General features: G+C 61.5%; 16 protein-coding genes. 6 read left to right on the plus strand and 10 right to left on the minus strand.

All coding sequences use genetic code 11. From position 1 onward, the window contains the following. Positions 1-3: 3 nt before the first annotated feature. Entirely contained in the window at positions 4-1,005 is a 1,002-nt protein-coding gene (locus tag CWE16_RS02335; RefSeq protein ID WP_131592625.1) for an RpoD/SigA family RNA polymerase sigma factor, read from the plus strand. On the opposite strand, the gene CWE16_RS02340 is transcribed toward CWE16_RS02335, so the two are convergent. The 5 genes from CWE16_RS02340 to CWE16_RS02360 all read right to left on the minus strand — a co-directional run bounded on the left by CWE16_RS02340 (position 971) and on the right by CWE16_RS02360 (position 8,927). Beyond that, positions 971-1,981, minus strand: a complete 1,011-nt coding sequence (locus CWE16_RS02340) for an alpha/beta fold hydrolase (RefSeq protein WP_131592627.1) — start codon at positions 1,979-1,981, stop codon at positions 971-973. The two genes, CWE16_RS02335 and CWE16_RS02340, sit on opposite strands and share 35 nt — an antisense overlap. Next, a complete protein-coding gene (locus CWE16_RS02345) occupies positions 1,971-5,261 on the minus strand; it encodes an efflux RND transporter permease subunit (protein ID WP_131592629.1) in 3,291 nt (1,096 codons plus the stop codon). Before CWE16_RS02345 ends, CWE16_RS02340 begins: the two co-directional genes overlap by 11 nt. Before the next feature lie 5 nt (positions 5,262-5,266). Then, positions 5,267-6,412 (minus strand): efflux RND transporter periplasmic adaptor subunit, encoded by a 1,146-nt coding sequence (locus CWE16_RS02350; RefSeq protein ID WP_131592631.1) that lies wholly within the window; start codon positions 6,410-6,412, stop codon positions 5,267-5,269. 63 nt (positions 6,413-6,475) lie between these two features. Then, positions 6,476-7,777 (minus strand): adenosylmethionine--8-amino-7-oxononanoate transaminase, encoded by a 1,302-nt coding sequence (gene bioA / locus CWE16_RS02355; RefSeq protein ID WP_131592633.1) that lies wholly within the window; start codon positions 7,775-7,777, stop codon positions 6,476-6,478. Positions 7,778-7,787: 10 nt separating this feature from the next. Continuing rightward, positions 7,788-8,927: a glycosyltransferase family 4 protein gene (locus tag CWE16_RS02360; RefSeq protein WP_236629516.1), complete on the minus strand. Its 1,140-nt coding sequence runs from the start codon at positions 8,925-8,927 to the stop codon at positions 7,788-7,790. Positions 8,928-9,029: 102 nt separating this feature from the next. Here CWE16_RS02360 and CWE16_RS02365 point away from each other — a divergent pair, with 102 nt between their 5' ends. Then, complete coding sequence (locus CWE16_RS02365) at positions 9,030-9,224, plus strand: hypothetical protein (protein ID WP_131592635.1); 195 nt, start codon at positions 9,030-9,032, stop codon at positions 9,222-9,224. A gap of 34 nt (positions 9,225-9,258) precedes the next feature. After that, on the plus strand, positions 9,259-11,118 hold the full coding sequence (locus CWE16_RS02370; RefSeq protein WP_006853923.1) for a recombinase family protein: 1,860 nt from the start codon (positions 9,259-9,261) through the stop codon (positions 11,116-11,118). 155 nt (positions 11,119-11,273) lie between these two features. Here CWE16_RS02370 and CWE16_RS02375 read toward each other — a convergent pair whose 3' ends face one another. Beyond that, positions 11,274-13,985 carry a DUF3854 domain-containing protein gene (locus CWE16_RS02375; protein ID WP_006853922.1) on the minus strand — a complete coding sequence of 904 codons (2,712 nt, stop codon included), beginning with the start codon at positions 13,983-13,985 and terminating at the stop codon, positions 11,274-11,276. A 539-nt stretch (positions 13,986-14,524) separates the two neighbouring features. Between CWE16_RS02375 and CWE16_RS02380 the strand changes: the two genes are divergently transcribed. Beyond that, positions 14,525-15,010, plus strand: a complete 486-nt coding sequence (locus tag CWE16_RS02380; protein WP_006853920.1) for a hypothetical protein — start codon at positions 14,525-14,527, stop codon at positions 15,008-15,010. Between the two features lie 192 nt (positions 15,011-15,202). Here the strand turns inward: CWE16_RS02380 and CWE16_RS02385 are convergent, their stop codons facing one another. The 4 genes from CWE16_RS02385 to CWE16_RS02400 are packed head-to-tail and all read right to left on the minus strand — an operon-like array spanning position 15,203 to position 20,302. Further along, positions 15,203-15,409: a hypothetical protein gene (locus tag CWE16_RS02385; RefSeq protein WP_131592637.1), complete on the minus strand. Its 207-nt coding sequence runs from the start codon at positions 15,407-15,409 to the stop codon at positions 15,203-15,205. A 27-nt stretch (positions 15,410-15,436) separates the two neighbouring features. Further along, complete coding sequence (locus CWE16_RS02390) at positions 15,437-16,606, minus strand: efflux RND transporter periplasmic adaptor subunit (RefSeq protein WP_131592640.1); 1,170 nt, start codon at positions 16,604-16,606, stop codon at positions 15,437-15,439. Then, entirely contained in the window at positions 16,603-19,734 is a 3,132-nt protein-coding gene (locus tag CWE16_RS02395) for an efflux RND transporter permease subunit (protein WP_131592642.1), read from the minus strand. The genes CWE16_RS02390 and CWE16_RS02395 overlap by 4 nt, the downstream gene beginning before the upstream one ends. Beyond that, positions 19,727-20,302 (minus strand): hypothetical protein, encoded by a 576-nt coding sequence (locus CWE16_RS02400; protein WP_236629517.1) that lies wholly within the window; start codon positions 20,300-20,302, stop codon positions 19,727-19,729. The genes CWE16_RS02395 and CWE16_RS02400 overlap by 8 nt, the downstream gene beginning before the upstream one ends. A gap of 113 nt (positions 20,303-20,415) precedes the next feature. Between CWE16_RS02400 and rppA the strand changes: the two genes are divergently transcribed. Together rppA and rppB are read left to right on the plus strand one after the other, a co-directional pair. Beyond that, positions 20,416-21,120, plus strand: a complete 705-nt coding sequence (rppA, locus tag CWE16_RS02405) for a two-component system response regulator RppA (RefSeq protein ID WP_115070524.1) — start codon at positions 20,416-20,418, stop codon at positions 21,118-21,120. After that, positions 21,120-22,487 carry a two-component system sensor histidine kinase RppB gene (gene rppB, locus CWE16_RS02410; RefSeq protein WP_131592644.1) on the plus strand — a complete coding sequence of 456 codons (1,368 nt, stop codon included), beginning with the start codon at positions 21,120-21,122 and terminating at the stop codon, positions 22,485-22,487. Before rppA ends, rppB begins: the two co-directional genes overlap by 1 nt. Positions 22,488-22,501 lie beyond the last annotated feature (14 nt).

Here is a 22,501-nt window from a genome sequence, read left to right on the forward strand (position 1 = left end):
GTCATGGCCGTCTCCCCCGCCTCCAAGCCCCCATCGGCGGCCGCATCGCGCCCCATGGGCGGCGACGTGGATCTGGTGCGTTCGTACCTGCGGGACATCGGTCGTGTGCCTCTGTTGAGCCATCAGCAGGAGATCACGCTGGGTCGTCAGGTGCAGGAGCTGATGGAGCTTGAGGCGCTGGAGGCTGAGCTGAGTGAGCAGCGTGGTGGCGAGGTGGTGGCAGCCGAGGAGCTGGCGAAGGCAGCTGGCTTGAGCGGTGTGCAGCTGAAGCGGAAACAGCAGGCGGGCCGTCGTGCGAAGGAGCGGATGGTGGCGGCGAATTTGCGTTTGGTGGTGAGCGTCGCGAAGAAATACACGAAGCGGAATATGGAGCTTCTGGATCTGATCCAGGAGGGAACGATCGGCCTGGTGCGTGGTGTGGAGAAGTTCGATCCAACGCGTGGCTACAAGTTCAGTACGTATGCGTACTGGTGGATCCGTCAGGGGATCACGCGTGCGATTGCGGAGAAGAGCCGGACGATCCGTCTGCCGATCCACATCACGGAGATGCTGAACAAGCTGAAGAAAGGTCAGCGTGAGTTGAGCCAGGAGCTGGGTCGCACACCAACGGTGACGGAGCTGGCGGAGTTTGTGGAACTGCCGGAAGAGGAGGTGAAGGAGCTGATGTGCCGTGCACGTCAGCCCGTGAGCCTGGAGATGAAGGTGGGTGATGGCGATGACACGGAGCTGCTGGAGCTTCTGGCGGGGGATGGAGAGCTACCGAGCGAGCAGGTGGAGGGCGAATGCCTGAAGGGAGATCTGCGCGATCTGCTGGAGCAGCTGCCTGATCTGCAGCGTCGAGTGCTGCGGATGCGGTATGGGATGGACGGGGAGGAGCCGATGAGCCTCACCGGCATCGGCCGGGTGATCGGCATCAGCCGTGATCGGGTGCGCAACCTCGAGCGCGATGGCCTCGCCGGCCTGCGTCGCCTCAGTGATCAGGTGGAGGCCTACGTCGCCTGTTAAGAAGCTGAGTGCCGCCTGCCCGCTCCGCAATCGCGATCAACAGTGGATTGACCTGATCGGGTGCTTCGTCGTGGGGGCAGTGCCCTACCCCTTCGATCACTTGGAGGGAGCGGATGCAGGCAAAGCGTTGCGGCCACACCTTGGCCTCCGCCACCGGCTCCCAGGGATCGGCCTCGCCCCAGATCAGATGTACGGGCAGATCAAGGTCTTGCAGCAGATCGGGAGCCAGGTGGTCATCGAACAGATTGATGAAGCCGCGAAAGGCCTCCGCCGCGCCTGGGCGCTGACTGGGTTGGAGCAGAAGCTGCACCAGCGCCTCATCCACGTTGTGCCCGCTGGGGTAGGCCTGCTTCAGCACCTGGCGGATCACCGCTGGTCTGGCCGCATTGCGGAAGAGGGCAGTGCTCAGCCAGCGCTGGCTGACCAGGGTCTTGAGGAAGGGCCTGATCCAGGCCATCCAGGCGGGTTGCCTGGCGAGCTGTTTGTCGTCCATCAGCCGTTGGGCGCAATCGATCAACACCAGGCCTCGGCAGGGACTCGCGTCCGGATCGGCCTGCAACAGCTGCGCGGCGCGCAGGGCCACCACTCCACCGATGGAGTTGCCCACCAGCAGCACCGGACGTCCCACGATCTCCCGGCAGAACGCCGCCACCTGCGCTCCCCAGAGGTCAAAGCTGTAGTGGATTGAAGCGGTGGGATCGGCGCCGACTTCGGGCCGCTCATGACCCAGGAGGGCTTTGGGTTGGCTGCTGGCGCCAAAGCCGATCAGATCAAGCGCATAGCTGGGCGTGACGCTCCCAAGCACAGGCAGCACATGGCGCCAGTGTTCCTTGCAGGCACCGAAGCCGTGGATGAGCACCACGGCAGGGGTGGCAGGGGTGGATGCCTCAGTTGAGGTTGAACTGCTGCACCAGCCCACTTCGAGCTGGAGAGTCTCCTGCCGCTTCCACAGCCAGAGCTTGGCTTCAGTTTGCACCTGCAGGAGCCTTGGGGTCGCTGAGCTCAGGCTCGCGCTTGCCGAACAGCCGCTCTTCAAGACCCTTGATCACCACATAAAAGGGCGGCACCACGCCCAGCGAGAGGATGGTCGCCACCACCAGGCCACCGAAGATCACCGTGCCGAGCGACTGCTGGCTCTGGGCGCCAGCGCCATTGGCCACCACCAGGGGGAGGAAGCCTGCCAGAGCTGCGATGGCGGTCATCAGGATCGGACGCAGGCGCGACTCGGCCGAAGCGATCACCGCTTCTGTTGCCGTCATGCCTTCCTCGAGGTGCTGTTCGGCCACTTCGACGATCAGGATGCCGTTCTTGGCCGCCAGGCCGATCAGGGTCACCAGACCCACCTGGGCATAGATGTTGAGGTCGATCGAGCGTGCTGCCAGGAAAGCCAGGGCGCCGAGCATCGCCAGGGGCACGGTCATCAGGATGATCACCGGAGTCACATAGCTCTCGTACTGAGCCGACAGCACCAGATACACGATCAGGATGCCCAGCCCGAACACGAGAACACTGGCGCTGCCGGCGGAGAGCTGCAGGGCGGCCAGACCGGTGAAGGCGTAGCCGATGTTGTTGAAATCAAGCTGCTTGAACAGGTTCTGAATCGCCGTCAGGGCCTGACCTGAGCTCTTGCCCAGCGCCTGGGCGCCCTGCACCAGCACCGTCCGATAGAGGTTGTAGTGGCTGATGATTGGAGGGGCACTGTCCAGCTCCGCCTCCGCAAACTGCGACACCTGCACCATCTGGCCATCTCGGCTCTTCACGTAGTAGCTGAGGATGCTGTCGATATCGGCCCTCTGCGCAGCCTCTGACTGCACATACACGTTGCGCACCTGACCATTTTCGTAGGTGAGGCCCGTGTAGCTGCCACCGGAAAGGGTGGCGATCGTGTCCATCGCCTCCTGATAGTCGACGTTGAGGGCACCCATCAGAGCCCGATCCACCTTGAGGCCGAAGGCTGGTGCGCTGGGGATGAACTGGCTGTAGAGCGAGGAGAATTCACCGCTGGCCTTACCGGCTTTGATCAGCTTCTGGGCCTGGTCGTTGAGCTGATTGAAGCTGTAATCACCACTGAGGTCATTGAACTGGAAGTAGAAGCCCCCCTGGGCGGAGAAGCCTGGCACTGCAGGGGGCTGGCCGATGACAGCAAGGCCGCTGCTGAGTTTCGAGAGTTTGGCGTTGAGGCGATCGGCGATTGCAAAGGAGCTGTTGCTCTGGCCGGAGCGCTCGCTTAGCGGTTTGAGACCGACCATGATCGTGCCCTGGTCAGGGCTCGAGCCATTGAAGCCATAGCCGCTGATCACGGCGGCGGAGCTCACATCACTTTCTTGCTTAAGGATCGCGGCGATTTCCTTGCCCATCGACTGGGTCTCGCTCAGGGAGGCGCCGTTCTGCAATTGATAAATGCCAAGGATGTAGCCCTGGTCTTCATCGGGGATGAAGGCGGAGGGCAGGGCCATGAAGGCGAGCACGGTGATCACGATGCCGCTGCCCAGGGCCACCATCACCCAGCGGCGGGCCCGGATCAGCGTCTGAATCAGGCGGGCATAGCCGTTCTGGAGTTTGGCGAAGTTGTTGTTGAACACCCGGAAGATCAGTGGCAGGTTCGCTCCCGCCAGGCCACCGACCACGACACCGAGGATGTAGGTCCACTGCCCGAAAGCGGCGGAGCTGAAGCGCCCGAAGGCCAGACCCACGATCACCCCGGCCACGGGCCAGGTCCAGCCTTTCGGTTCCGCCGTCTCGCCGCCGCGCAGGATCAGGCCGGAGAGCATCGGCGAGAAGGTCAGCGCGTTGAAGGCGGAGATCGCGATTGAGAAAGCGATCGTCAGCGCGAACTGCTGGTAGATGATGCCGATGCTTCCCGGATAGAAGGCCACCGGAACGAACACAGCCATCAACACCAGGGCGGTGGCCACCAGTGCGCCGAACAATTCACCCATGCAGGCGAGTGCTGCCTGGCGCGGCCGCATGCCCGCTTCGATGTTTTTCGACACCGCTTCGATCACCACAATCGCGTCGTCCACCACCAGGCCGGTGGCCAGCACCAGGCCGAGCAGGGTGAGCTGGTTGATGGAGAAGCCGAACACCTTGATGAAGGCGAAGGTGCCGATCAGGGAGATCGGAATCGCCAGGCTGGGCACCACGGTGGCGCGCCAGTTCTGCAGGAAGATGAACAGGATCAGCAGCACCAGCACGATCGCCAGGCCGAGGGCATCGATCACGCCATCCACCGAGGCTTCGATGAACTGACCGATGTTGTACACCTGCGTCACAGTCACACCGGGTGGGACCGTCGCTGCAAACGACTCCATTTCCTTCACCACGGCATCGGCCACATCCAAGGCGTTGCTTTCAGGCGTCTGGAAGACGGCCACCGTGATCGCGTCGTGGTTGTCAGTATTGATCGCTGCCGTTGTGTAGTTGTTGAAGCCGTATTGCACGCTGCCGACATCCTTGAGCAGCAGCAGGTTCCCGGTGGGCGAACGGCCGACGATCAGGTTGTTGAAGTCTTCGATCGACACCAGGTTGCCGTTGTTCTGCACCAGCAACGGGTAGGTGTAGGCCTGATTTCCGGAGGCTGGTGGTCCCCCCACCAGGCCGCCCACCGCCGTGGTGTTTTGCGCCTGTACGGCATCAATCACCTGGCTGGCGGTGAGGTTGTTGGCGGCCAGCTTTCCAGGGTCGACGTTCAGCCAGTAGGCGGGATTGCTGCCACCAAGGATGTTGACGTTGGCAACCCCGTCGATCCGCTCCAATGGGTAGTAGAGCTGCTCATAAATCAGGCCGTTGAGGTAGGCCGAGTCGAACTGGCCGTCGCTGGAGGACACCTGATAGGCCAGCAGAATCGAGGGGGTGCTTTGTTGCACCGACACGCCAGTGGCCGAGACCTGCGAGGGCAACTGGGGCATCGCCAGAGACACGCGGTTCTGCACGTTCACCTGGTCGATATCGATATTCGTGGTCTCGTCGAAGTAGACCTGGATGATGCTCTGCCCCTCCATGTTGCTGGTGGAGGAGATGTAGGAGGCGCCGGGCACGCCATTGATCTGCTGCTCGAGCGGGTTGGTGACCGACTGTTCGGTGACTAGCGAGTTGGCGCCGCTGTAGTTGGCCGTCACCTGGATCAGGGGCGGCGCAATGTTGGGCAGGTTGGCGATCGGCAGGGTGGGGATAGCGATCACCCCCATCAGCACGATCAGGATGCTGCAGACGGTGGTGAGAACCGGCCGCTTGATGAAGTTGTCGGAAAACGCCATGGCCTTCAGTTGCCCCCGGCGCCGTTGGCACTGTTGGAGACCTTCACCGGCAGGCCGTTGCTGAGCAGGGCTGTGTTGCTCACGACGACCGTTTCACCACGGTTCAGTCCGGAGCGCAGCGGGTAGAGGTTGTTCTGAAGCGTGCCAAGCACCACAGGTTTCTGCACCACGATCGGTGTGCTTGCCGGCAGCTTCTCCAGCTTCTGCTTGCTCGCTTCCGGCACGGAGCTGGAGGCCTTGATCTTGGGGAGGGCTTTGCTGAGGGGCACCACCACATACACGAAGGGTTGCTGCGCCTGCATGAACACCGCCTGCACCGGCACCGCCAGAGCCTGTTTCTGATCGATCACGATCTGGCTCTTCACGAACTGGCCGGTTTTGAGCTTGCCGGTGAGGTTCGGGAAGGTGGCCTTCACCATCAGGGTGTTGGGCGACTGCTGGCTGCCGGAAATGCCGAAATAGGGCGAGATGAAGGTCACACTCCCCTGGCCGCTGATCGGTGGGCTGGTCTGGGAGCTCACCGTCACGGTCTGACCGGTTTTGATCTGATCCGCCTGGGTGGCGGGGATCTGCATCAGCGTCCAGAGGGTGGAGTTGTCGACGATGCCCGTGATCGCCTGGCCGGTCTGCACGTAATCGCCGAGCTTCACCGTGTCGAGATCCCCGACGATGCCGTCGATCGGTGAGCGCACGTATTTGTATCCGAGCGTGGCGGCACTGGCGAGGGCCTGATCGCGGGAGGCAATCGCCTGGGTGGCGTATTGGTCTCGGGTTTTGGCCGATGCCGCGCCCTGCTCGTAGAGAAATTCGTAGCGCTCGGCGTTGAGCTTGTCGGTGCGGGCCTGGGCGCGGGCGGCATTGAGAGCGGCGCTCTGCTGCACGTTGTCGAGCACCAGGATCGGCTGGCCGGCCTTCACCATGTCGCCTTCGCTGGCGAGAATCTTCACCACCCGCCCTTCCGTCTCCGGCCGCAGCGCCACATTGGTGGTCGACTCCAGCATGCTGATCGCTTCCACGCTGGGATTGAAGGTGGCCTCACCGATCCGAGCGGTCTGCACGCTGAGGAACTGCTGAGCGGGCTGTTTGGGCTTGCTGCAGGAGGCCAGCAGTGCGGTACTGGCCAGCAGGGAGAGCGTCAGCGTTCGCCGCACTGTCGGAGTGGCAAGAGATGGCCAGAAACTACTGGCGCTTAATGGAAGCGGCAGGTGTTGTGGTCAGTTTGTGACCGCGTCAATCGCAGCGTCGATCGCCTCATAGCAGCGGGCCAATTGCGCATCGCTGATGCAGAGCGGCGGCAGCAGGTAGACGACGTTGCCCAGGGGCCGCAGATACACCCCCCGCTCCAGGCAATGGCGTTGAAGTTGCCGGCCCACGGGGTTGAGGTAGTCGGTGTCACCAACAGCCAGATCGAAGGCGGCCATGGTGCCCAGGCAACGCAGCCGCTGCACGGCCTTTCGCTCTTGCAGGTGCTCTAGATGCTTGCGGTGGCGGGCCTCGAAGCCGCTGAAGGCCTCTGGGTTGGCTTCGAGCAGATCCAGGCTGGCGAGGGCGGCGGCACAACCCAGGGGATTGGCCGTGAAGCTGTGGCCGTGGAAGAAGGTGTGAGTCGGTTCCGTGCTGATGAAGCCCTGATACAGGCGTTCGCTGGCCATCGTGCCCCCCATGGGCAGGAAGCCGCCGGTGAGCCCTTTGGAGAGGGCGATCAGATCCGGCTGGATCCCCGCCAGCTGGGAGGCGAACAGGGCGCCGGTGCGGCCGAAGCCTGTCATCACTTCATCGGCGATCAGCAGGGCGCCGCAGTCACGCAAGCGGGCGGCGACGGCCCTGAGGAATTCAGGACGCACCAGACGCATGCCGGAGGCTCCCTGGATCAGGGGCTCGACGATCAGCGCTGCTGTTGGCGTCGTCAGGGCCTTGTCGAGGGCTGCGAGTGCGACCTGCTCCCGCGCCTCCACCGTGGCATCGCCCCAGTGGGTGTGGGGCCAGGGGATGCGGCAGACGTCGAAGAGCAGGCTGTCGTAGGGGTCGGTGAACACCGAGCGATCACCGAGGGCCATCGCTCCAAAGGTGTCGCCGTGATAGGCCCCTTCAAAAGCGATCAGCTGTCGGCGCACGCTGCCCTGGTTGCGCCACCACTGCCAGGCGATCTTGAGCGCCACTTCGACGGCCGTGGAGCCGTTGTCGGAGAAAAAGAGCCGATCGAGACCGGTGTGGGCGGCGAGGCGGCTGGCGAGCTGTTCGGCGGGCGCGTGGCTGAAGTTGGCGAAGATCACCTGCTCCAGCTGCGTGGCCTGATCGGCAATGGCGGCGGCGATCGTCGGCTCGCCATGGCCGTGCAGGGTGACCCACCAGCTGCTGATGGCGTCGATCAGTTCACGGCTGCTTGAGGGAGAGCCCTCCAGGGGAGTGCTGTCGTCGAGCGTCAGCAGGCAGCCCTTGGCGGAATGCACCCGAAGAGGCTCAGGGTGCAAGGCCACCTGGGTGGTGGGGTGCCAGAGATGGGGATGCCAGGCCATAAACGAGATCTCAGGCGCGGAGGTCGCTGATCAGCTGTTGAATCGCACCAACCTGCTGCTCCACAGATAACGAGTGGGCCAGGTCTCGGCCAGCGCCAGAGAGGTCGCGCCAGCTGGTGGGATCGCGCAGCAGCTGATTGATGGCACCAGCCAGCAAGGTTCCATCGTCGTTCACCGGAAAGAACAGGGATGACCCTTGATGAAATTCCCGATGCACGGGGATGTCGCTGATCAGGGTGGGCAGCCCTTCCGCCTTGGCCTCGAGCACTGGGTAATCGAAGCCCTCCTCCTTCGACGCAGAGATGAGGGCCAGGCTGCCCCGCAAGGTCTGGATCAGTGCCTCCGGCGGAAGCGATGGGATCAGCTCCACCCGTTCGGGTTGAGGCAGGGTCCTCAATCCCCTGCGCAAACGTTGGCTGTCGGGGCCATCTCTGCCGATGATTCGCACCCGGCCTCGCCAGTGGGGGAGCTGCCGTTGCACCCCCGCCAGCGCCCGCAGCAGTGCTGGCAGGTTCTTGTTGGCATCGTGTCGGGCCAGCACCACCAGGTCGGCGCTCTGGGGGGCTGGTAGCACCGGTCGTTGCACTCGGATGCCATTGGCGACCACTCGGATCCGCTCGGCTGGCAGGCCGAAGCTGATCAGTTGATCGGCCACATGCCGGCTGATCGCGATCACCCTGGTGGCACAGCGCAGATGACGCGGCTGCCAAAAGCGGTACTTGAGCCAGGCCTTGCGGCTGTTGGGACAGGTGAGGGGTGTCAGGTCATGGCAGGTGATCAGCTGAGGGAGCTGTGGCCAGCAGAGCAGCGCATCAAAGAAGGGGGAATAGATCAGCTCGGGAAGTTCACCATCGAGCCCACTTCCCTGGAGCAGCGCCGGTAGATCGAGGCCGTGCTGGGTCATGCCATAGCGCTGGAGGAGGCGCATCAGACGACCGGGTGCCTGGGGGGGCGGCTCTGGCTGCCAGGTATCGCGGTCGATCAGGCAGCCCTGCCCGCTCCCATCAAGCTGCAGCCTCCAGCCCTCCAGCCCTGGAACAACCCTCTGGACATAGCTCCCGAAGCCGGAATGGCCGGGCAGCCACGAGAGCAGATTGATCAGCTGAGCCAATCCCTTCAGGGCTGAGTGGGGACACATCCAGCGTCCCATGGGAGTCAGGGAGCCTTGCGTTGCGCGATGGCAACGGCGGAGATTGCCAGCCGATCAGACGGGCACAATCGACCTCCAACTCTTCGCTTCAGATCCGTCGCTGTGGAGCACCAGCACCCCGTCGCTGACCGGCAGCTCGCTGCGGCTCTGCTCCACTGGTGGCAGCAGCACGGTCGGCGTTCGCTGGAGACCAAACCCTGGATGGTCACGGCCGGAGGCTCCTGGCCCTTGCCCGATCAGGCGCTCGATCCCTATGGCATCTGGATTGCCGAGGTGATGCGGTGCTCTGCGGCATAGGTGACTAGCTTGTCTGTGTCGGGCAAGCCTCTCCATGGCGCTGGCTTATTCCTATCGCCGCGTTTCCAGTGGTGGCCAGGCACAAGGCGATAAGTCAGGTCTGCAGCGCCAGGAGGAGGCTCTAAAGGATTGGATGCGCAGGCATCCCGACTTTCGTCTTGCTGAGGAACTTCTCGATCCAGGCGTCAGCGCTTACACCGGCCGGAACCGCACCCAAGGGGCGCTGGGGCGGTTTCTAGAGGCAGCTCGCTCCGGTTCTATCCCGAAGGGGTCCGTGCTGGTCGTTGAGGATCACAGGCGCTTCTCCAGGCAAGAGCCTCTGGATGCACTGGAGTCTCTGATCCGGGATGTCTGGGGGCAGGGGCTTGGGTTTGCGGTCTGCAGCTATCAGGGTGGCTCTCCTTTGTTCAGAGAGACGACTGGGGCCCAAGACCTCGCCATGCTGTCGTTCCTCTTCGCACAGGCTCATGCCGAGAGCGACGAGAAGTCGAAATGGTCTCGTGGTGGGTGGCGCAAGATTTACGAGGCGCAGGATCGTGGTGAGAGGCCGCGGCATCGCAATCCCTACTGGATTGACCGGGATGAGTCGTTGCCTGACAACCCATTTCGCTTAAACGGCTACGCCAAGTCGATCGAGGCCATGTTCAAGATGTGCCTGGCGGGGATGGGCCAGACGCAGATTGCCGATGAGCTGAATACGGAGGGCTATGCAGCCCCTCCTGCATCTAAGGACGGTCGTTGGAACCGTGGTCAAGTGAGTCAACGGTTAAGGGACCCCGCTGTCACCGGCTTGTTGCAGCGCAAAAACAGCCATGAGATACCGGGTTATTACCCCTCTGTTGTTGATCAGGAGACCTTCACAAGAGCCCAACGGGCGAAGGCAACGCGTGATCGGAAGCGTTCAACCACCAAGGCGCGGAAAGTTCACTTCCTGTTCAGTGGTTTGGTCCGTTGCGCGGGTTGTGGGTCTCTGTTGACTTACAGGGCGGCCGGTCGATACGCCAGACCCGGGCATCCCGGTTATGTCACCTGTTCTGACAGTGCTGGTGCGGTCGCAAAGCAGGGTGCGACGCGATGTCGTGAGCAGCTTGGTGCTTGGCGGAAGTCGCCGACCATCAATCTTCCTTTGGATGAGGCCGAGGCGATGCTGATGGCGACCTTGTCGTTGGCCGACTGGCAGAACCTCTTCCCCATCCAGATGGGGCCGGAAGTGGAGGATTTGAGCAGGCAGATCCGTACTGCAAACGATCAGCTTCAGGAGCTCAGTGGAAGGATTCAGCGCGGTGAACATCGTCTTGCTGAAGAGCTGACGAAGGAGCTGCCCAACGAGATTCAGGTCTCTGTTCTGACCGGTGCCATCTCTCAGGCGCGTGAGCAAGTTCTAGAGCTCGAGCGAGAGATTTCTGAGTTGAACTACAGGCTCAGCGAGTTACGCCCTCAGGACCCTGTGCTGAAGGCGCAGGACACAGTCGAGATCGTGTCCCAGTTTCTTCAGCATGGGCTTCAAGAGATTCCCAAACGGATGCAGTTCAACTCTTGGCTTCAGCAGCTCGGTATTTCTTGGGTCATGAGTGGAGACTCGATTCAGCTTCACTACAACCGGCTTGGTCCCAATGGGTTTCCGACGGATTCCTGGGGGACTGCGCTTGGAGAGCTGCATGCCCTGCGAGCGATGGGTTACGAGCGCGGCTTTGCCTTCTTGTTCGCTGGCAAGACTTGGTTCAATCAACTGGTGACAGGACGAGGAGGGGTGATCAAGGAGCCTGGCAAGTTTCCGCGGCCTGTCTTCCCCCCAGAGGTTGTGGCTGGTCTCCAAGAGATTGCTCGCTTCCGTGCATCAGAGCTTGGTTACGAAGTTGATCTTGGAGGCGATAGAAGCGAGGGACGACAATGAAAACAAGCGTGAGCTTCAGCAGTTCCCTGAAGGCGCTCTGTTCGAGTTATCAACAGTCTTCTTTGCTTCGAGCTGAGTGTGGCGACTCTATGGACTGGAAAGATGTTGGACGTTGCCCTGTTTTTGTAGTGGGGTGTGTAGATCTATAGACCCCACTACAAGAATGGGGACAGCTCCAACGCGATCACCTCAAAGCGGTAGGTACGGACGCCATCAACCTGGAGCCTCTGCCTCTGGGTGGTGAACCCCGCCACCTTGAGCAGCGCCTTGGCGAACGTTGCGGGGACGTCGTCGTCTGGTCCAGGAATGGTGACGCGGCCACCGAGGATGTCTCGCAGTTCCCGTGCCTCGTGCTTATTCAGGCTCTGCACCTCTGCTGCCATCGCGCGGAACTCAGCGCTATCGACAGTGAATGACCTTGCAGCGATCAGGTCATGCACCCTGACGCGCAGCATCCACACATAGGCATGGCTGGGGTCTACCGCTGCCAGGTCCACCCAAATGCCGTTCTTGGTCTCCCTACTGGCCTCTGAGTTGGCCTGGTCAATGGTCTTCTGACCAGTCATGACCTCATGGATCAGCTGGGTCCGGCGGCTCAGTTCAGCCTGCTTTTTCTGTTTATCCCGCTGAGCCTTCGGGATAACAACAGCGTTGTCGCTGATCAGCTCGTCAAACGGCCGGAGCGTGTAGCCCTGATCCTTGAGGCGGCATGCCAACACGTGCTCGTTATTGACGGCCTCATAGTTGACCCGAGCTTCGAGGGCGACTGAGTAGCGCACGGTTGCCGGGTCAACGCCTTTCAGGTGGTCTCGGTAGAGCTCCTGCATCTTCGGGTCGATCGCAGTGAACCTGGCACGGCTGACCTCTTCTTGTGATGTCCGCCCAGTTCCGATCTTTGCCATCGGTGCTGAGACAGGCGACAGCATGATCCGCCGATCTGCGCTTCGTGCCCTGGCGACGGCTTGCATGGCGTCTTGGGGGGCCATCGCGAATTGCTGCACACAAGCAGCGATGCCAACGGTTGAGGCCTCATACGAGATGCCAGAGACCACAGATGGGCTGTATCCGACCAAGGTGTACTGACCTGCGACCGCATTGGTGTTGGACATCAGTTCAGCGACCTCCAAGGATGAGGAGTTGTCGCTGTGGATCAGAAAGCTGCGAGAAAAAGGTGCGCTGAATTTCTTCAGTGACTCTGCTTCGCCCATCGAGAGCCAGACCTGCTGGCCTTGATCGATGGTCTGTCCGCACAGCTGCTGGAGCTTGTCGATGTTGTCAGCAGTAGCGGCGCCATAGAACAGGTCGGACTGCCGGCGAAACGTGGTGTTGATGACCTGAGGTTGAACACCAGACAGCGCCTGTAGCCATTCCAGCTCGATGTCGCCTATGCCCGCTTCAGCAGCGATGATGATGAGCTCTGGGTTTCGTATCAACCGTTCAACTGACCGGATCGCCTCACGCCTGCTGTCTCTCATCCCGTCAGTCCCGTCCAGGAGCAGATGCAGGGTTGCTTGGGTGAGCTCGTCAAGGAACAGCACAGCTGGCCTGGGGTTCTCCTCCAGGTCGTGGCTCCATCTCCACATGTCCAACTCGCCGCTGTCCTTCTTGATCGATTCGCAGCAGCAGAACAGACCGTCCCTGCGCTCTCCACGTTCACGCTCAAACGTGCCTCTGGATGAGCTGAGGTCCCTGACACCGAACTCAGCAGCGCCTTTGTGGACCAGCGAGGCACGGTGATACAGACCCAGCACGATGACCTTGTGGCCCAGGGCCTGCTCCATCAGGTCAATGGCACCGACTGAGGCCTTGGTCTTGCCAGTACCCGTGGGGCCCTCCAGGGCGATAATTCGCCCCTGCATCCGCGCCTTGACCAGGTCCTCCGGCTCGAACTCGCGATCGATCGTGGTCGTCCGCCAGTTGCCCTTCAGTCGGGAGTAATGGCCCTTTTGACCCTCGTTCAGGTTGAAGCTGTCGGTTTGATCGGCTGAGCGGTCAAACGTGCCGGCGACCAGTGCCTTGCCCTTCGCCGCGAAGTAGTCGTCCGTCTTGGCCTTGCCTGGATCTGTCCAGGTGAACCAGTTGGCATCAGCTCCAGCTCGATTCAGCTGCCCTGCTACTCGCTGCGCAGCGCGCTCAGAGTTGCTGCCGTTGTCAAACCTGACAATCATCCGACGGCCACCCTTCGCGAGCTTCTGCAGGGGCACACGGAGGCGATCTGATCGGGTCTTTTGCCCTGCTGAGTTGATGCCGTTAATGCCGACGGCGAGCTGACCATGGGAGGTCGCAGACAACGCCTTAAGGGCTGATTCCTCGACCCAGATGGGGACCGCCGGGTTACTGAAGATGAACTGCCATGCCATCTCCGGGGTGTACTCCTCCCGAGTGCAGATGAACCCGTGATGATCCAGCAGATGCAAGGCGTACTCCCACGTCAACGGCGGGAGGTAGACCTTCACCTGGGTGCCGGTGCAGTCGAAGCGAACTTCACCCTTCTCTCGGGTGCGGATGCTGGGGTGCTTGCGTTGGCCTGCAAAGTGCAGTCCGGTCAGAAGCACGCCTTTGTTGGTCATCCCGACGCTGTAGATGTTCCAGTTCTCGGGCGGAGTTTCTCGGAACCTGTAGTCCGTCTTGCGAGTGATGGAGCGCTCTTCCCAGGCGACCTCGTTAGGGCGCAGGTTGAGATTTTCTTTGACCTCCTTGATCTGCTCCTGTGCCTTGCGATTTAACGCCTCACGCCAGCCTTCATCAGCGCCAAGCGTGATCGCTCCGCGGATGTAATCGTCAAGATTAATCAGATGGTCGACAACTAACTCGGCTCTGAGTTGCTCAGTTGTGTGGGGCCTGAGGCCCTGAAAGTTCTTGCGCATTGGGTTTGTGTGTGAGGAAGGTCCGGACCGACCACCTCGCACACACAGGGCCAATGAACCCAAACGAGGTGGCTATCCGGCTCAGGGAGCTACTCCTGAGGTTGTTTAAGTTCGCCACAGAAGTGGCAAGAGAGCAGTTGTTGTTCTCGTTGCAAGTGTTCCGAAGCGGTGGCAACTACCTCGAAATGCCAACCCTTCAAGTTACCTGGGCTTGTTCAGGTTCGTTCGGAATGTCGATAACAACCGGAAGCCTGGAGTAGTTACCTCTCTCTCTTGGCTTCCTTTAGAACCGATCTTGATTCCTTTTACAAGGGCCAACCCAATAGATCCTCAGGATGGATGGAGAGAAGGCGTAGAGCCTTCATCGAGAAGCAGTGGGAGGCGACTGGAGGACGTCCACTTCGCTGGGAATGCTGCCCGCTAGATCACTCTGAGCAGCTACAAAATCACCACCAATCCGAACGGTTTGGCTCTTCCGGATGAAGCTCGATGACGCTGCTTGAAGCCCGTTGGAAGCCTGTTGGAAAGCGCACAAGTCGATGAACTCCTTCCCACAACTCCCTGGTGAGCCCGCAGATGCCTTCGAGCAGCTCCTGCTGCATCGAGACTTTGGCCCCAGTCGTCAGTTCAGTCAGACAGCGGATGTTGTGGGCTGCTCTGAATCAACCCTGCGCCGACGAGCAGAACAGTGGCGCTGGAACGAGCGTCTGGCTGACTACGACTCCGGGATGCTTCAGCAGGCATCAGAGGCACGAACGAAGGAGGACCTTGAGCGCTGCAAATACCAGCTTGAGACGTTCCGACAAGAGCAGCTCGCACGAGCTCGCACCGTTGGAGATCGAGCTGAAGAGCTACTGGCGATGGTCGAGCGCAGCGTCAGGCATCACCTGGAAGCTGGCACCGTTCTCCAAGGGCGTGAGCTTCCTTCCGTAATGGCCGCGGCCTGCAAGGCCTTGGAGGGTGCCATGAACATCGAGGCGACGGCTCTTGGGGTCGCAGGGCTGCTTGAAGATTTTTCGAACTAACGAAGACTTTTGACGGAAAGATGGAGTGAACACAGCATGAGAGCTTCTTGAAGCTGGTCCCCGTCAGCGCCATCTGGCTCCAGAAAACCTCCGGCGTTCAGCTCTAAGGTCTTCCATGCGATGGATTGATGAGGCTGGCCTCGATGCGGCCTTTTGTGCAGCATGTAGAAACCGTCCAAGCGCGCACCCGCTTCAACGACTTTGGAGGGGGCTTTCATCCTGGGTTCGGCCTTTCATCAGCCGAACAATCGCCAGAGCCAGAGTCGCCCCTGCGTAGAGCAACCCGGCAATGCTCAGGGACGAACCGCTGGCCGTGAACGTACTGATCAGTGGGGCGCTGCATCCGAACAGCACGGCCGCAGCGAAGCCAGAGAGTTGACCGCATCTCAAGGATGCCATCGGTTTGATCGGGTTGCTGAACTTCACTCAGTTCTGGCTGCTGTCCTTGGAAGCATCCAGTGCGTTGCGCAACATCTGCGTGTTGCCTCTCAGGAGCACATCACCTTGACGAACACCCTGAAGGATTTCCGCTTGCCCCGCCGTTTGCTGGGCCACCACCACAGCAACCTGTTCCACAGCCCCCCGTTGATAGCGAAAGACCACCGGTGATCCATTGATCAGGGCAATGGAATCCTGCGGAACAATGAACCGTTGCTCGGAGGATGGGATCTGCACAAAGGCCGTGATAGCTGTTCCGATCGGTGGGAGTTGAGCATCAATAGGTTGCGCGCGGAGCAGCATCACGCGCCCGGCGGTTTGCGCATCAGGTGCCACAGCGATCACCCGTGCCTGCAGCGTCTGAGCTCCCGCTCGAACGCGCAGCAGCTGTCCGGTCCTGATGTTCGTGGCGAGTCCCGGTGACACGAGGAAGCGAAGCTCACCCCCTGTGACATCACTGATCTGGGCCACGTCTTCCCCCACAGACAGGACGGCACCGGGTGAGGTGCTCACAGCAGTGACCTGACCGGCAATTGGACTGCGAATCAACAGACGCCCTGAATCATCAGGCTTCCCTAGCGCTGAAGCCTTGGCAGCGGCTGCCCTGGCTGTCGTCGCGGCTGTAACGCTGGCGATGCGGCGGCTTTCCAGCTCCTGGGTCGAGAGTGCACCATGCCGTGCCATGGGTTCGGCAAGGCGGTACAGGTATGCGAGCGAGTGCGCCGTGGCCTGCGCTGCATCGGCATCGGCGCGTACAGCAGCCGCATCAGCGCTTTGGACTTCTGCGATCGGTTCGCCAGCACGAACACGGGTGCCCGGTGACACCATCAGACGTAAAACACGTCCCGCCACAGGCATCCCCACGCTTGAGCGCGACGATGTTGCTGCTTCAACAAAACCAGTGATCGGACGTTCCGTGCCCGAGCTCAGTTCGGGGCGAACAGTGGTCAATCCCAATCGCCGAAGCTGGTCTTCGCTGAGAGCCACGCTGCCATTGGCATCCGCACGGTCCATCGCCGCAACCGATGGCGCAGAGACCGGCCGGCTGCTCTGGCGACCCACACCGATTCCAACCAGCAGAGATGCGGAGATCGCCAGAGGAAGAAGCACGCCGGGTTGGCGCAGGTGATGCGTGAGGTGGTTAAGGCTCAGGTTCATGACGGGAGAGAGGCAAGAGACGACGCCGAACCGTCGCGGGCGGGCAGCAGCCAATGGCCAAAGCGTGCATAGAGCGCCGGGAGCACCAGCAGGGTCAGGGCCGTGGAGGTGATCAATCCACCGAGCACCACCACAGCCAACGGTTGCAGGATTTCATTCCCGGCCCCGAAAGCGAGTGCAAGAGGCAAGGCTCCGAGTGCCGAGGAGAGGGCTGTCATCAGGATGGCGTTGAGGCGCTCCAGGCTTCCCTCACGGATCACCTCGCCCAGGGGTTGCCCTGCGCCGTGGCGGCGGTTGTAGTTGTCCACCAGCAACAACCCATTGCGCACGGCGATGCCAAACAGCGTGATGAAGCCGATCAACGAGGCGATCGATAGCACTCCTCCCGTGAGCAACACCGCCACCACACCTCCGATCAGGGCCAGGGGCAGGTTGAGCATGATCGCCACTGTGGCGGGCACTGATTTCACCGAAATCACCATCAGCACACCGATCACCACTGCGGCAACAGCGCTGTAGAAGACCAGAGACGCGGTTGCCCGCTCTTCTGATTCAAATTGACCGCCATAGCGAATGGTGTAGCCCTGAGGTAAACGCACATCCCGGGTGATGGTGCGCTGAATATCTTTCACCACACTGCCAAGGGGCCGACCGTTGACATTGGCCGAGACCACAATCAAGCGGGAAACATCTTCTCGGTTGACGATGTTGGCCCCCAGACCTTCCTCAACCCAGGCAACACTGCCGAGAGGAACGGTCATGCCATTGCTGAAGGCCACCGGCAACGAGCGGATGGCCTCCAGGTTCTGGCGAGCATTCTCCTGAAGCTGCACGAGCACATCGCTGCGCACACCCCCTTCCACCACGTGGCCCACCACCTTGCCGTTGAGCGCGATCTCCACTGCTTGCGACAGCTCCTCCACCGTGAGCCCGAGCGCCGCCGCGAGCGGGCGGTCGTAGTGGATCTGCACCTGGGGAATCGGCAGCTGCGGTTCCAACTGCAGATCCACCACTCCATCAATGGGTTTGATGGCCTTCTCCACCGCCTCACCGATGCGGCGCAGTTCGCCTAAATCGGTGCCGTAGATCTTGATTGCAATGGCACTGCGCACCCCCGAGAGCACTTCATCCATCCGATGGGAGATGAAGCCGCCGATGTTGGGAGCTACGCCGGGAAGCTTAAGAAAGGTTTGCCGCAGCTCGGCGATGGCAGCGGGCCGATTCGCCATGGCCTTGTCACTCAGTTCCACATCCACATGAGCCAGGTTCACACCAGCTCCATCGGCATCGCCTGGAGCGCGGCCCGTGCGCACCTGCACCCACTCAAACAAAGGGTTGTCTTGCAGGGAACGGGTCAGAGCCAGCCCTGCTCGGTTGGTCATCTCCAACGACACACCTGGATACAACAACATCGAATTCACCAATGACTTTTCGCGGAATTCCGGAAGAAAGACCCGCCCCAAGGCCGGCAAGATCAGGGTGGTTGCCACGATCAGGGCCAGTGCGATCGCCAACACCCGCTGGGGTGAGCGCAGGACTAGATCCAGGATCGGGCGGTAGAGCCGCTCGGCCTGGTTAGCCAGCCAGGTGTTCTCCTCTGGCAGCTCCGCAGGCGCGAGCAGGATCGCGCACAACGCGGGTGACAGGGTCACCGCCACCAATGTGGAGGCCGCGATGGAGAGAAGATAAGCCAGGCCCATCGGCGCAAAGATGCGCCCTTCCACGCCGGTGAGCGAAAAGATCGGCGCAAACACCACCACGATGATCACGGTGGAGAACAGCACGGGCTGGCGCACCTCTACCGAGGTGTCGAACACCACCTGCAGGGGCGATTTGGGCGTGTCGCTGGCCCGGTTGCGGCGCAGCCCCCGATAGCAGTTCTCCATGTCGACGATCGAGTCGTCGACCACCGAACCGATCGCCACCACCAGCCCACCCAGGGTCATGGTGTTGATGCCCAGGCCCAGGCTCTTCATCAACATCAGGCCAATCAGCAGTGACAGCGGAATGGCGATGAGGCTGATCACGGCGGCGCGCCAGTTCATGAGAAACAGCACGATCACCACCGAAACGATCACCACCCCCTGGAGCAGCGACTCGCTCACATTGCGGATGGCACTATCGATGAAATTGCTCTGACGAAATGTGGTCTGGACCTGTACATCGTTAGGCAGCGTGCGGTTCAACTCAGTCAGCCGCTGCTCCACCGCCCGAGTCACGGTGGGTGTATCCACATCGGGCTGCTTGATCACCATCAGCACAACGGCGGGATTTCCGTTGAAACTGGCATCACCGCGTTTGAGCGCCACACCGCGCTTCACCTGGCCCAAGGTGGAGAGCAGTACCGGGCGTCCCTGCTCGCTCTGCACCGCCGCATCGGCGAGATCACTCACCTGCGTAACCTGAGCCAGGGGGCGAATCAACCGCTCCTGGCCACCCCCGATCAGGAAGCCCCCAGGGCTGGTAGCCATCGCCGAGCCAACACCCTCCATCACCGCCTGGAGCGAGACAGCCTGAGCCTGCAGCTCCTGGGGATCAAGCAGCACCTGAAACTGCTGCTCATCGCCGCCGTAGATCGTGACCTGGGCGACGCCGGGCACCGCCAGGATTGACTGGCGGTAAGAGCGCAGGATCAGCTGCTGCAGATCCATGAGCGATGTGGCGCCATCGCCGGTCACCGTGAAGGCAACCTGCAGGATCGTGCCCAGTGGCGAGACCAGTGGGGAGACCTCGGGAGCGTCGGCGTTGGCGGGCAGCTGGGCGCTCACCTGTTGCAGCCGCTCCGCCACGGATTGGCGGGCGCGGTAGATGTCGGCGTTCTGGTTGAACACCACCTGCACCATCGACAAACCCGGCTTGGAGGAGGAGCGCACGGTCTCCACCCCGGCAATGCCATTCACTGCCGATTCGATCGGCAGCGTGATGCGGGTTTCCACTTCTTCCGGTGAGAGCCCAGCGGCGCTGGTTTGCACATCCACCTGCGGCGGCGCGAAGGGGGGAAACACATCCAGGGGCATCTGGCTCACCGCCAGCAGGCCCCAGAGGCTGATGGCGATGGCTGCGGCAACGATCAGCCAGCGGCGAGCGATCGAAAACCGCAGCGTTGTGTTGAGCAACCGCTCAAGCATCCGTCTTCCTGCGGCGGTTCAGCCAGATAGCCCCAGCGGTGAGTACGACAACCGCGCCAGCTGCCAGGGCGGGAATGGGTAGAGCGGACGGGCTCGCCGTCGCGCTGTCCTGTGGCGCAGCGGCTTTGTTATCTGCTGCCGGCTCAGCCTGTGGTGTCTTCTTCGATTCGGCGTACAGCGAGAGGGCGCCAGAGATCACCACCTCGTCGGTGGGATCAAGGCCCTCGGTGATCACAACCCGGTCACCCTGTCTGGAACCCGTCACCACGAGAACAGGGTCGTAGGTGGTCTGGGTTTGCACGAACAGCAGTGGCTTGCCATTCGCATCGACTAGAGCAGTGGAGGGAACCGAGAGCCCATCCGGCCCTTCTTCCGGCGTTGCCGTGGCCACCCCCAACAGGGCATCGGTTTCGGCGTTGCGGCGCACCTGGCGTGCGTCGCCCTGCTGCTGAAACTCATCGCCATGGCCCACATGGGCAAGAGCGAGGGGGGCTGCGATGGGGGAGGCCAGCAGAGCCGTTGCAGCAAGGCTGGCGCTTCCCGCCAGCTGGAGGATTCGTAGAAGCAAAGGCCTGAGGAAGCAGTGGATGGGCGGAGGATGGCGCAACCGGGATGAAAAACAGATGAAACCGGCTGCGCGCACTAGGATCTGAGCCTCGTTGATCCGCCACGCTGATGCCCATGCGGATCCTGTTAGTGGAGGACGAGACGGATCTGGCGGGATCCATCCAGGCCGTTCTGCAGGACCACGGGCATGTGGTGGATCACTGCGTCAGCGGCCAGGACGCCTGGGTGCTGCTTGGCAGTGATCAGGCCCGCTATGAGCTGGGGATTTTCGATTGGATGCTCCCAGACCTCAGCGGCCTCGATCTGTGTAGGCGAGCGCGATCGCGGGGCCTGGAGCTGCCGCTCTTGCTGCTGACGGCACGCGGCGACACAGCCGATCGGGTCGAGGGGCTGGATGCCGGCGCGGACGACTATCTGAGCAAGCCATTTGCGATGGAGGAACTTCTCGCACGGGTACGGGCGTTGCAGCGGCGTCATCCCAGCTATCGCGCACCAGTCCTGGAAGCCGGCTGCTTCCGGCTGGATCTCGCCACGGGGCAACTGGTCGTGACAACAGCCACAGCTGAGATGAGTATTGAGCTGTCCACGAAAGAGCAGCAACTGATGAGCTATCTCATGGATCACCCAGGTCAGGTGATTTCAGGCTCTCGCTTGCGCAACCAACTGTGGAATCTCCAGCAAGATCCCATCAGCAATGTTGTTGCAGCTCAAGTGCGATTGCTGCGGCGCAAGCTTGCTGCTCATGGGCTTGCTTCCCCGATTGAAACCGTCCCGAGTAAGGGGTATCGGCTGAATCCGCACGCTGCGGTGTTGCTGTGATGACCATCCGAACGCCGGCGCATCGCCTGTTGTTTCAAGCTCGATTGAGGCTGGCGGGACTCTCCTTGCTGGTGATGGGTGCACTCCTATACGGCGCGGGTTTCGCGATGGGAAGGCTGTTGCTGCAGAGCCAGGAGAGTGCGATCCGACGTGAACTGCAGGCTCTTGCCGGAACCCTGCACGACAGTCTTAAGCCTGTCCTGCCGCAGAGAGCCCGGCCCACATCCGCACTCGTTGCGGTTCTGCCGGGCCTCTGTATCGCAGGAGAGCCTTGCAAGGCACCAGATTCACTGGTTGAACGCCATGTAATCAGTGCCACTGATCCCGACCGCTACAAGCTGCGTGTTCTCGATCAAAGCGGTGCTCTGATCGCCAGCTCTCCCGGGACTCCGGAGGCTGTATCTCCAGCTGCGGATCAAGGTTGGCAGCTCACGCAAGAAGCATTCGGCCAGCGCTGGCTCACCTATTCCATCCATCTCCACCACTCCAACGGCAGCGGAGAACCGGTGTGGGGCTTCCTCCAGATTTCACGCAGCCTGAACGATCTCGATCGGGAAGCCCAACAGGTGTTGTGGTTGGGTCATGGTGTCTTTCTGAGTGCGCTCTTGGCGATCGGCGCGGCCAGCTGGTGGCTGGCTGGATTGGCGATCGCACCACTGCTAGAGGCCTATCAGCGTCAGGAGCAGTTCAGCGCTGACGTCGCGCACGAATTACGCACGCCTCTTGCCAATCTCTTGGCGTTGGTGGAGGCAGAACGCCCCACACGTTCCATGGTGGCTGAACAGCCGTCAATCCAGAGCTGGGATCGGGTGCTTGTCCAGGGCCGGCGCCTGCAGAACCTGATCGGCGACCTGTTGTTGCTCGCCAGCCTTGAACGACCCTGCGAGCGGGAGCCGGCAACGGTGTGTGATCTCGCCGAGATCACGGCCGATGTGATGGAGGATTTTTCAGAGACAGCTGCGGCTGCTCAGGTGAGCCTGATTCACACGTCATGGATGTCCAGTGCCAAGGTGCTTGGGGCGGAGACAGAACTCAGCCGGCTTGTGATCAATCTGCTGAGCAACGCGATGCAGCACAGCCCAGCAGGTGGCGCGATCGACGTCTCCCTGAAGCACCAGGGTCGCCATTTCCAGCTTTCAATCACCGACAACGGACCTGGCATCGCTGAGGAGATGCAGGGCCGAATCTTTGATCGCTTCACGCGACTGGATCCGTCTCGCTCACGCCTCCAGGGTGGCAGTGGGCTGGGGCTGGCCATCGCGCAAGCCATCGCCGTCCGCCATCGCGCAGCAATCCAGGTGCACTCCAGGACTGGATGCGGCAGCTGCTTCTCCCTGGAGATTCCGGCGGCTGAGCCACCCCATTGACTCTCCACCGACTG

Origin of the sequence: Synechococcus sp. BS55D (assembly GCF_004332415.1) — a bacterium.
GTDB lineage: Bacteria > Cyanobacteriota > Cyanobacteriia > PCC-6307 > Cyanobiaceae > Synechococcus_C.

Bases quoted from the DNA above. Each gene is read 5' to 3' on its own strand.
- CWE16_RS02335 (WP_131592625.1), top strand. From the start codon at position 4: ATGGCCGTCTCCCCCGCCTCCAAGCCCCCATCGGCGGCCGCATCGCGC.
- CWE16_RS02345 (WP_131592629.1), bottom strand. From the start codon at position 5,261: ATGGCGTTTTCCGACAACTTCATCAAGCGGCCGGTTCTCACCACCGTC.
- bioA (WP_131592633.1), bottom strand. From the start codon at position 7,777: ATGGCCTGGCATCCCCATCTCTGGCACCCCACCACCCAGGTGGCCTTG.
- CWE16_RS02360 (WP_236629516.1), bottom strand. From the start codon at position 8,927: ATGGGACGCTGGATGTGTCCCCACTCAGCCCTGAAGGGATTGGCTCAG.
- CWE16_RS02370 (WP_006853923.1), top strand. From the start codon at position 9,259: ATGGCGCTGGCTTATTCCTATCGCCGCGTTTCCAGTGGTGGCCAGGCA.
- CWE16_RS02375 (WP_006853922.1), bottom strand. From the start codon at position 13,985: ATGCGCAAGAACTTTCAGGGCCTCAGGCCCCACACAACTGAGCAACTC.
- CWE16_RS02380 (WP_006853920.1), top strand. From the start codon at position 14,525: ATGAACTCCTTCCCACAACTCCCTGGTGAGCCCGCAGATGCCTTCGAG.
- CWE16_RS02385 (WP_131592637.1), bottom strand. From the start codon at position 15,409: ATGGCATCCTTGAGATGCGGTCAACTCTCTGGCTTCGCTGCGGCCGTG.
- CWE16_RS02390 (WP_131592640.1), bottom strand. From the start codon at position 16,606: ATGAACCTGAGCCTTAACCACCTCACGCATCACCTGCGCCAACCCGGC.
- CWE16_RS02395 (WP_131592642.1), bottom strand. From the start codon at position 19,734: ATGCTTGAGCGGTTGCTCAACACAACGCTGCGGTTTTCGATCGCTCGC.
- rppA (WP_115070524.1), top strand. From the start codon at position 20,416: ATGCGGATCCTGTTAGTGGAGGACGAGACGGATCTGGCGGGATCCATC.
- rppB (WP_131592644.1), top strand. From the start codon at position 21,120: ATGACCATCCGAACGCCGGCGCATCGCCTGTTGTTTCAAGCTCGATTG.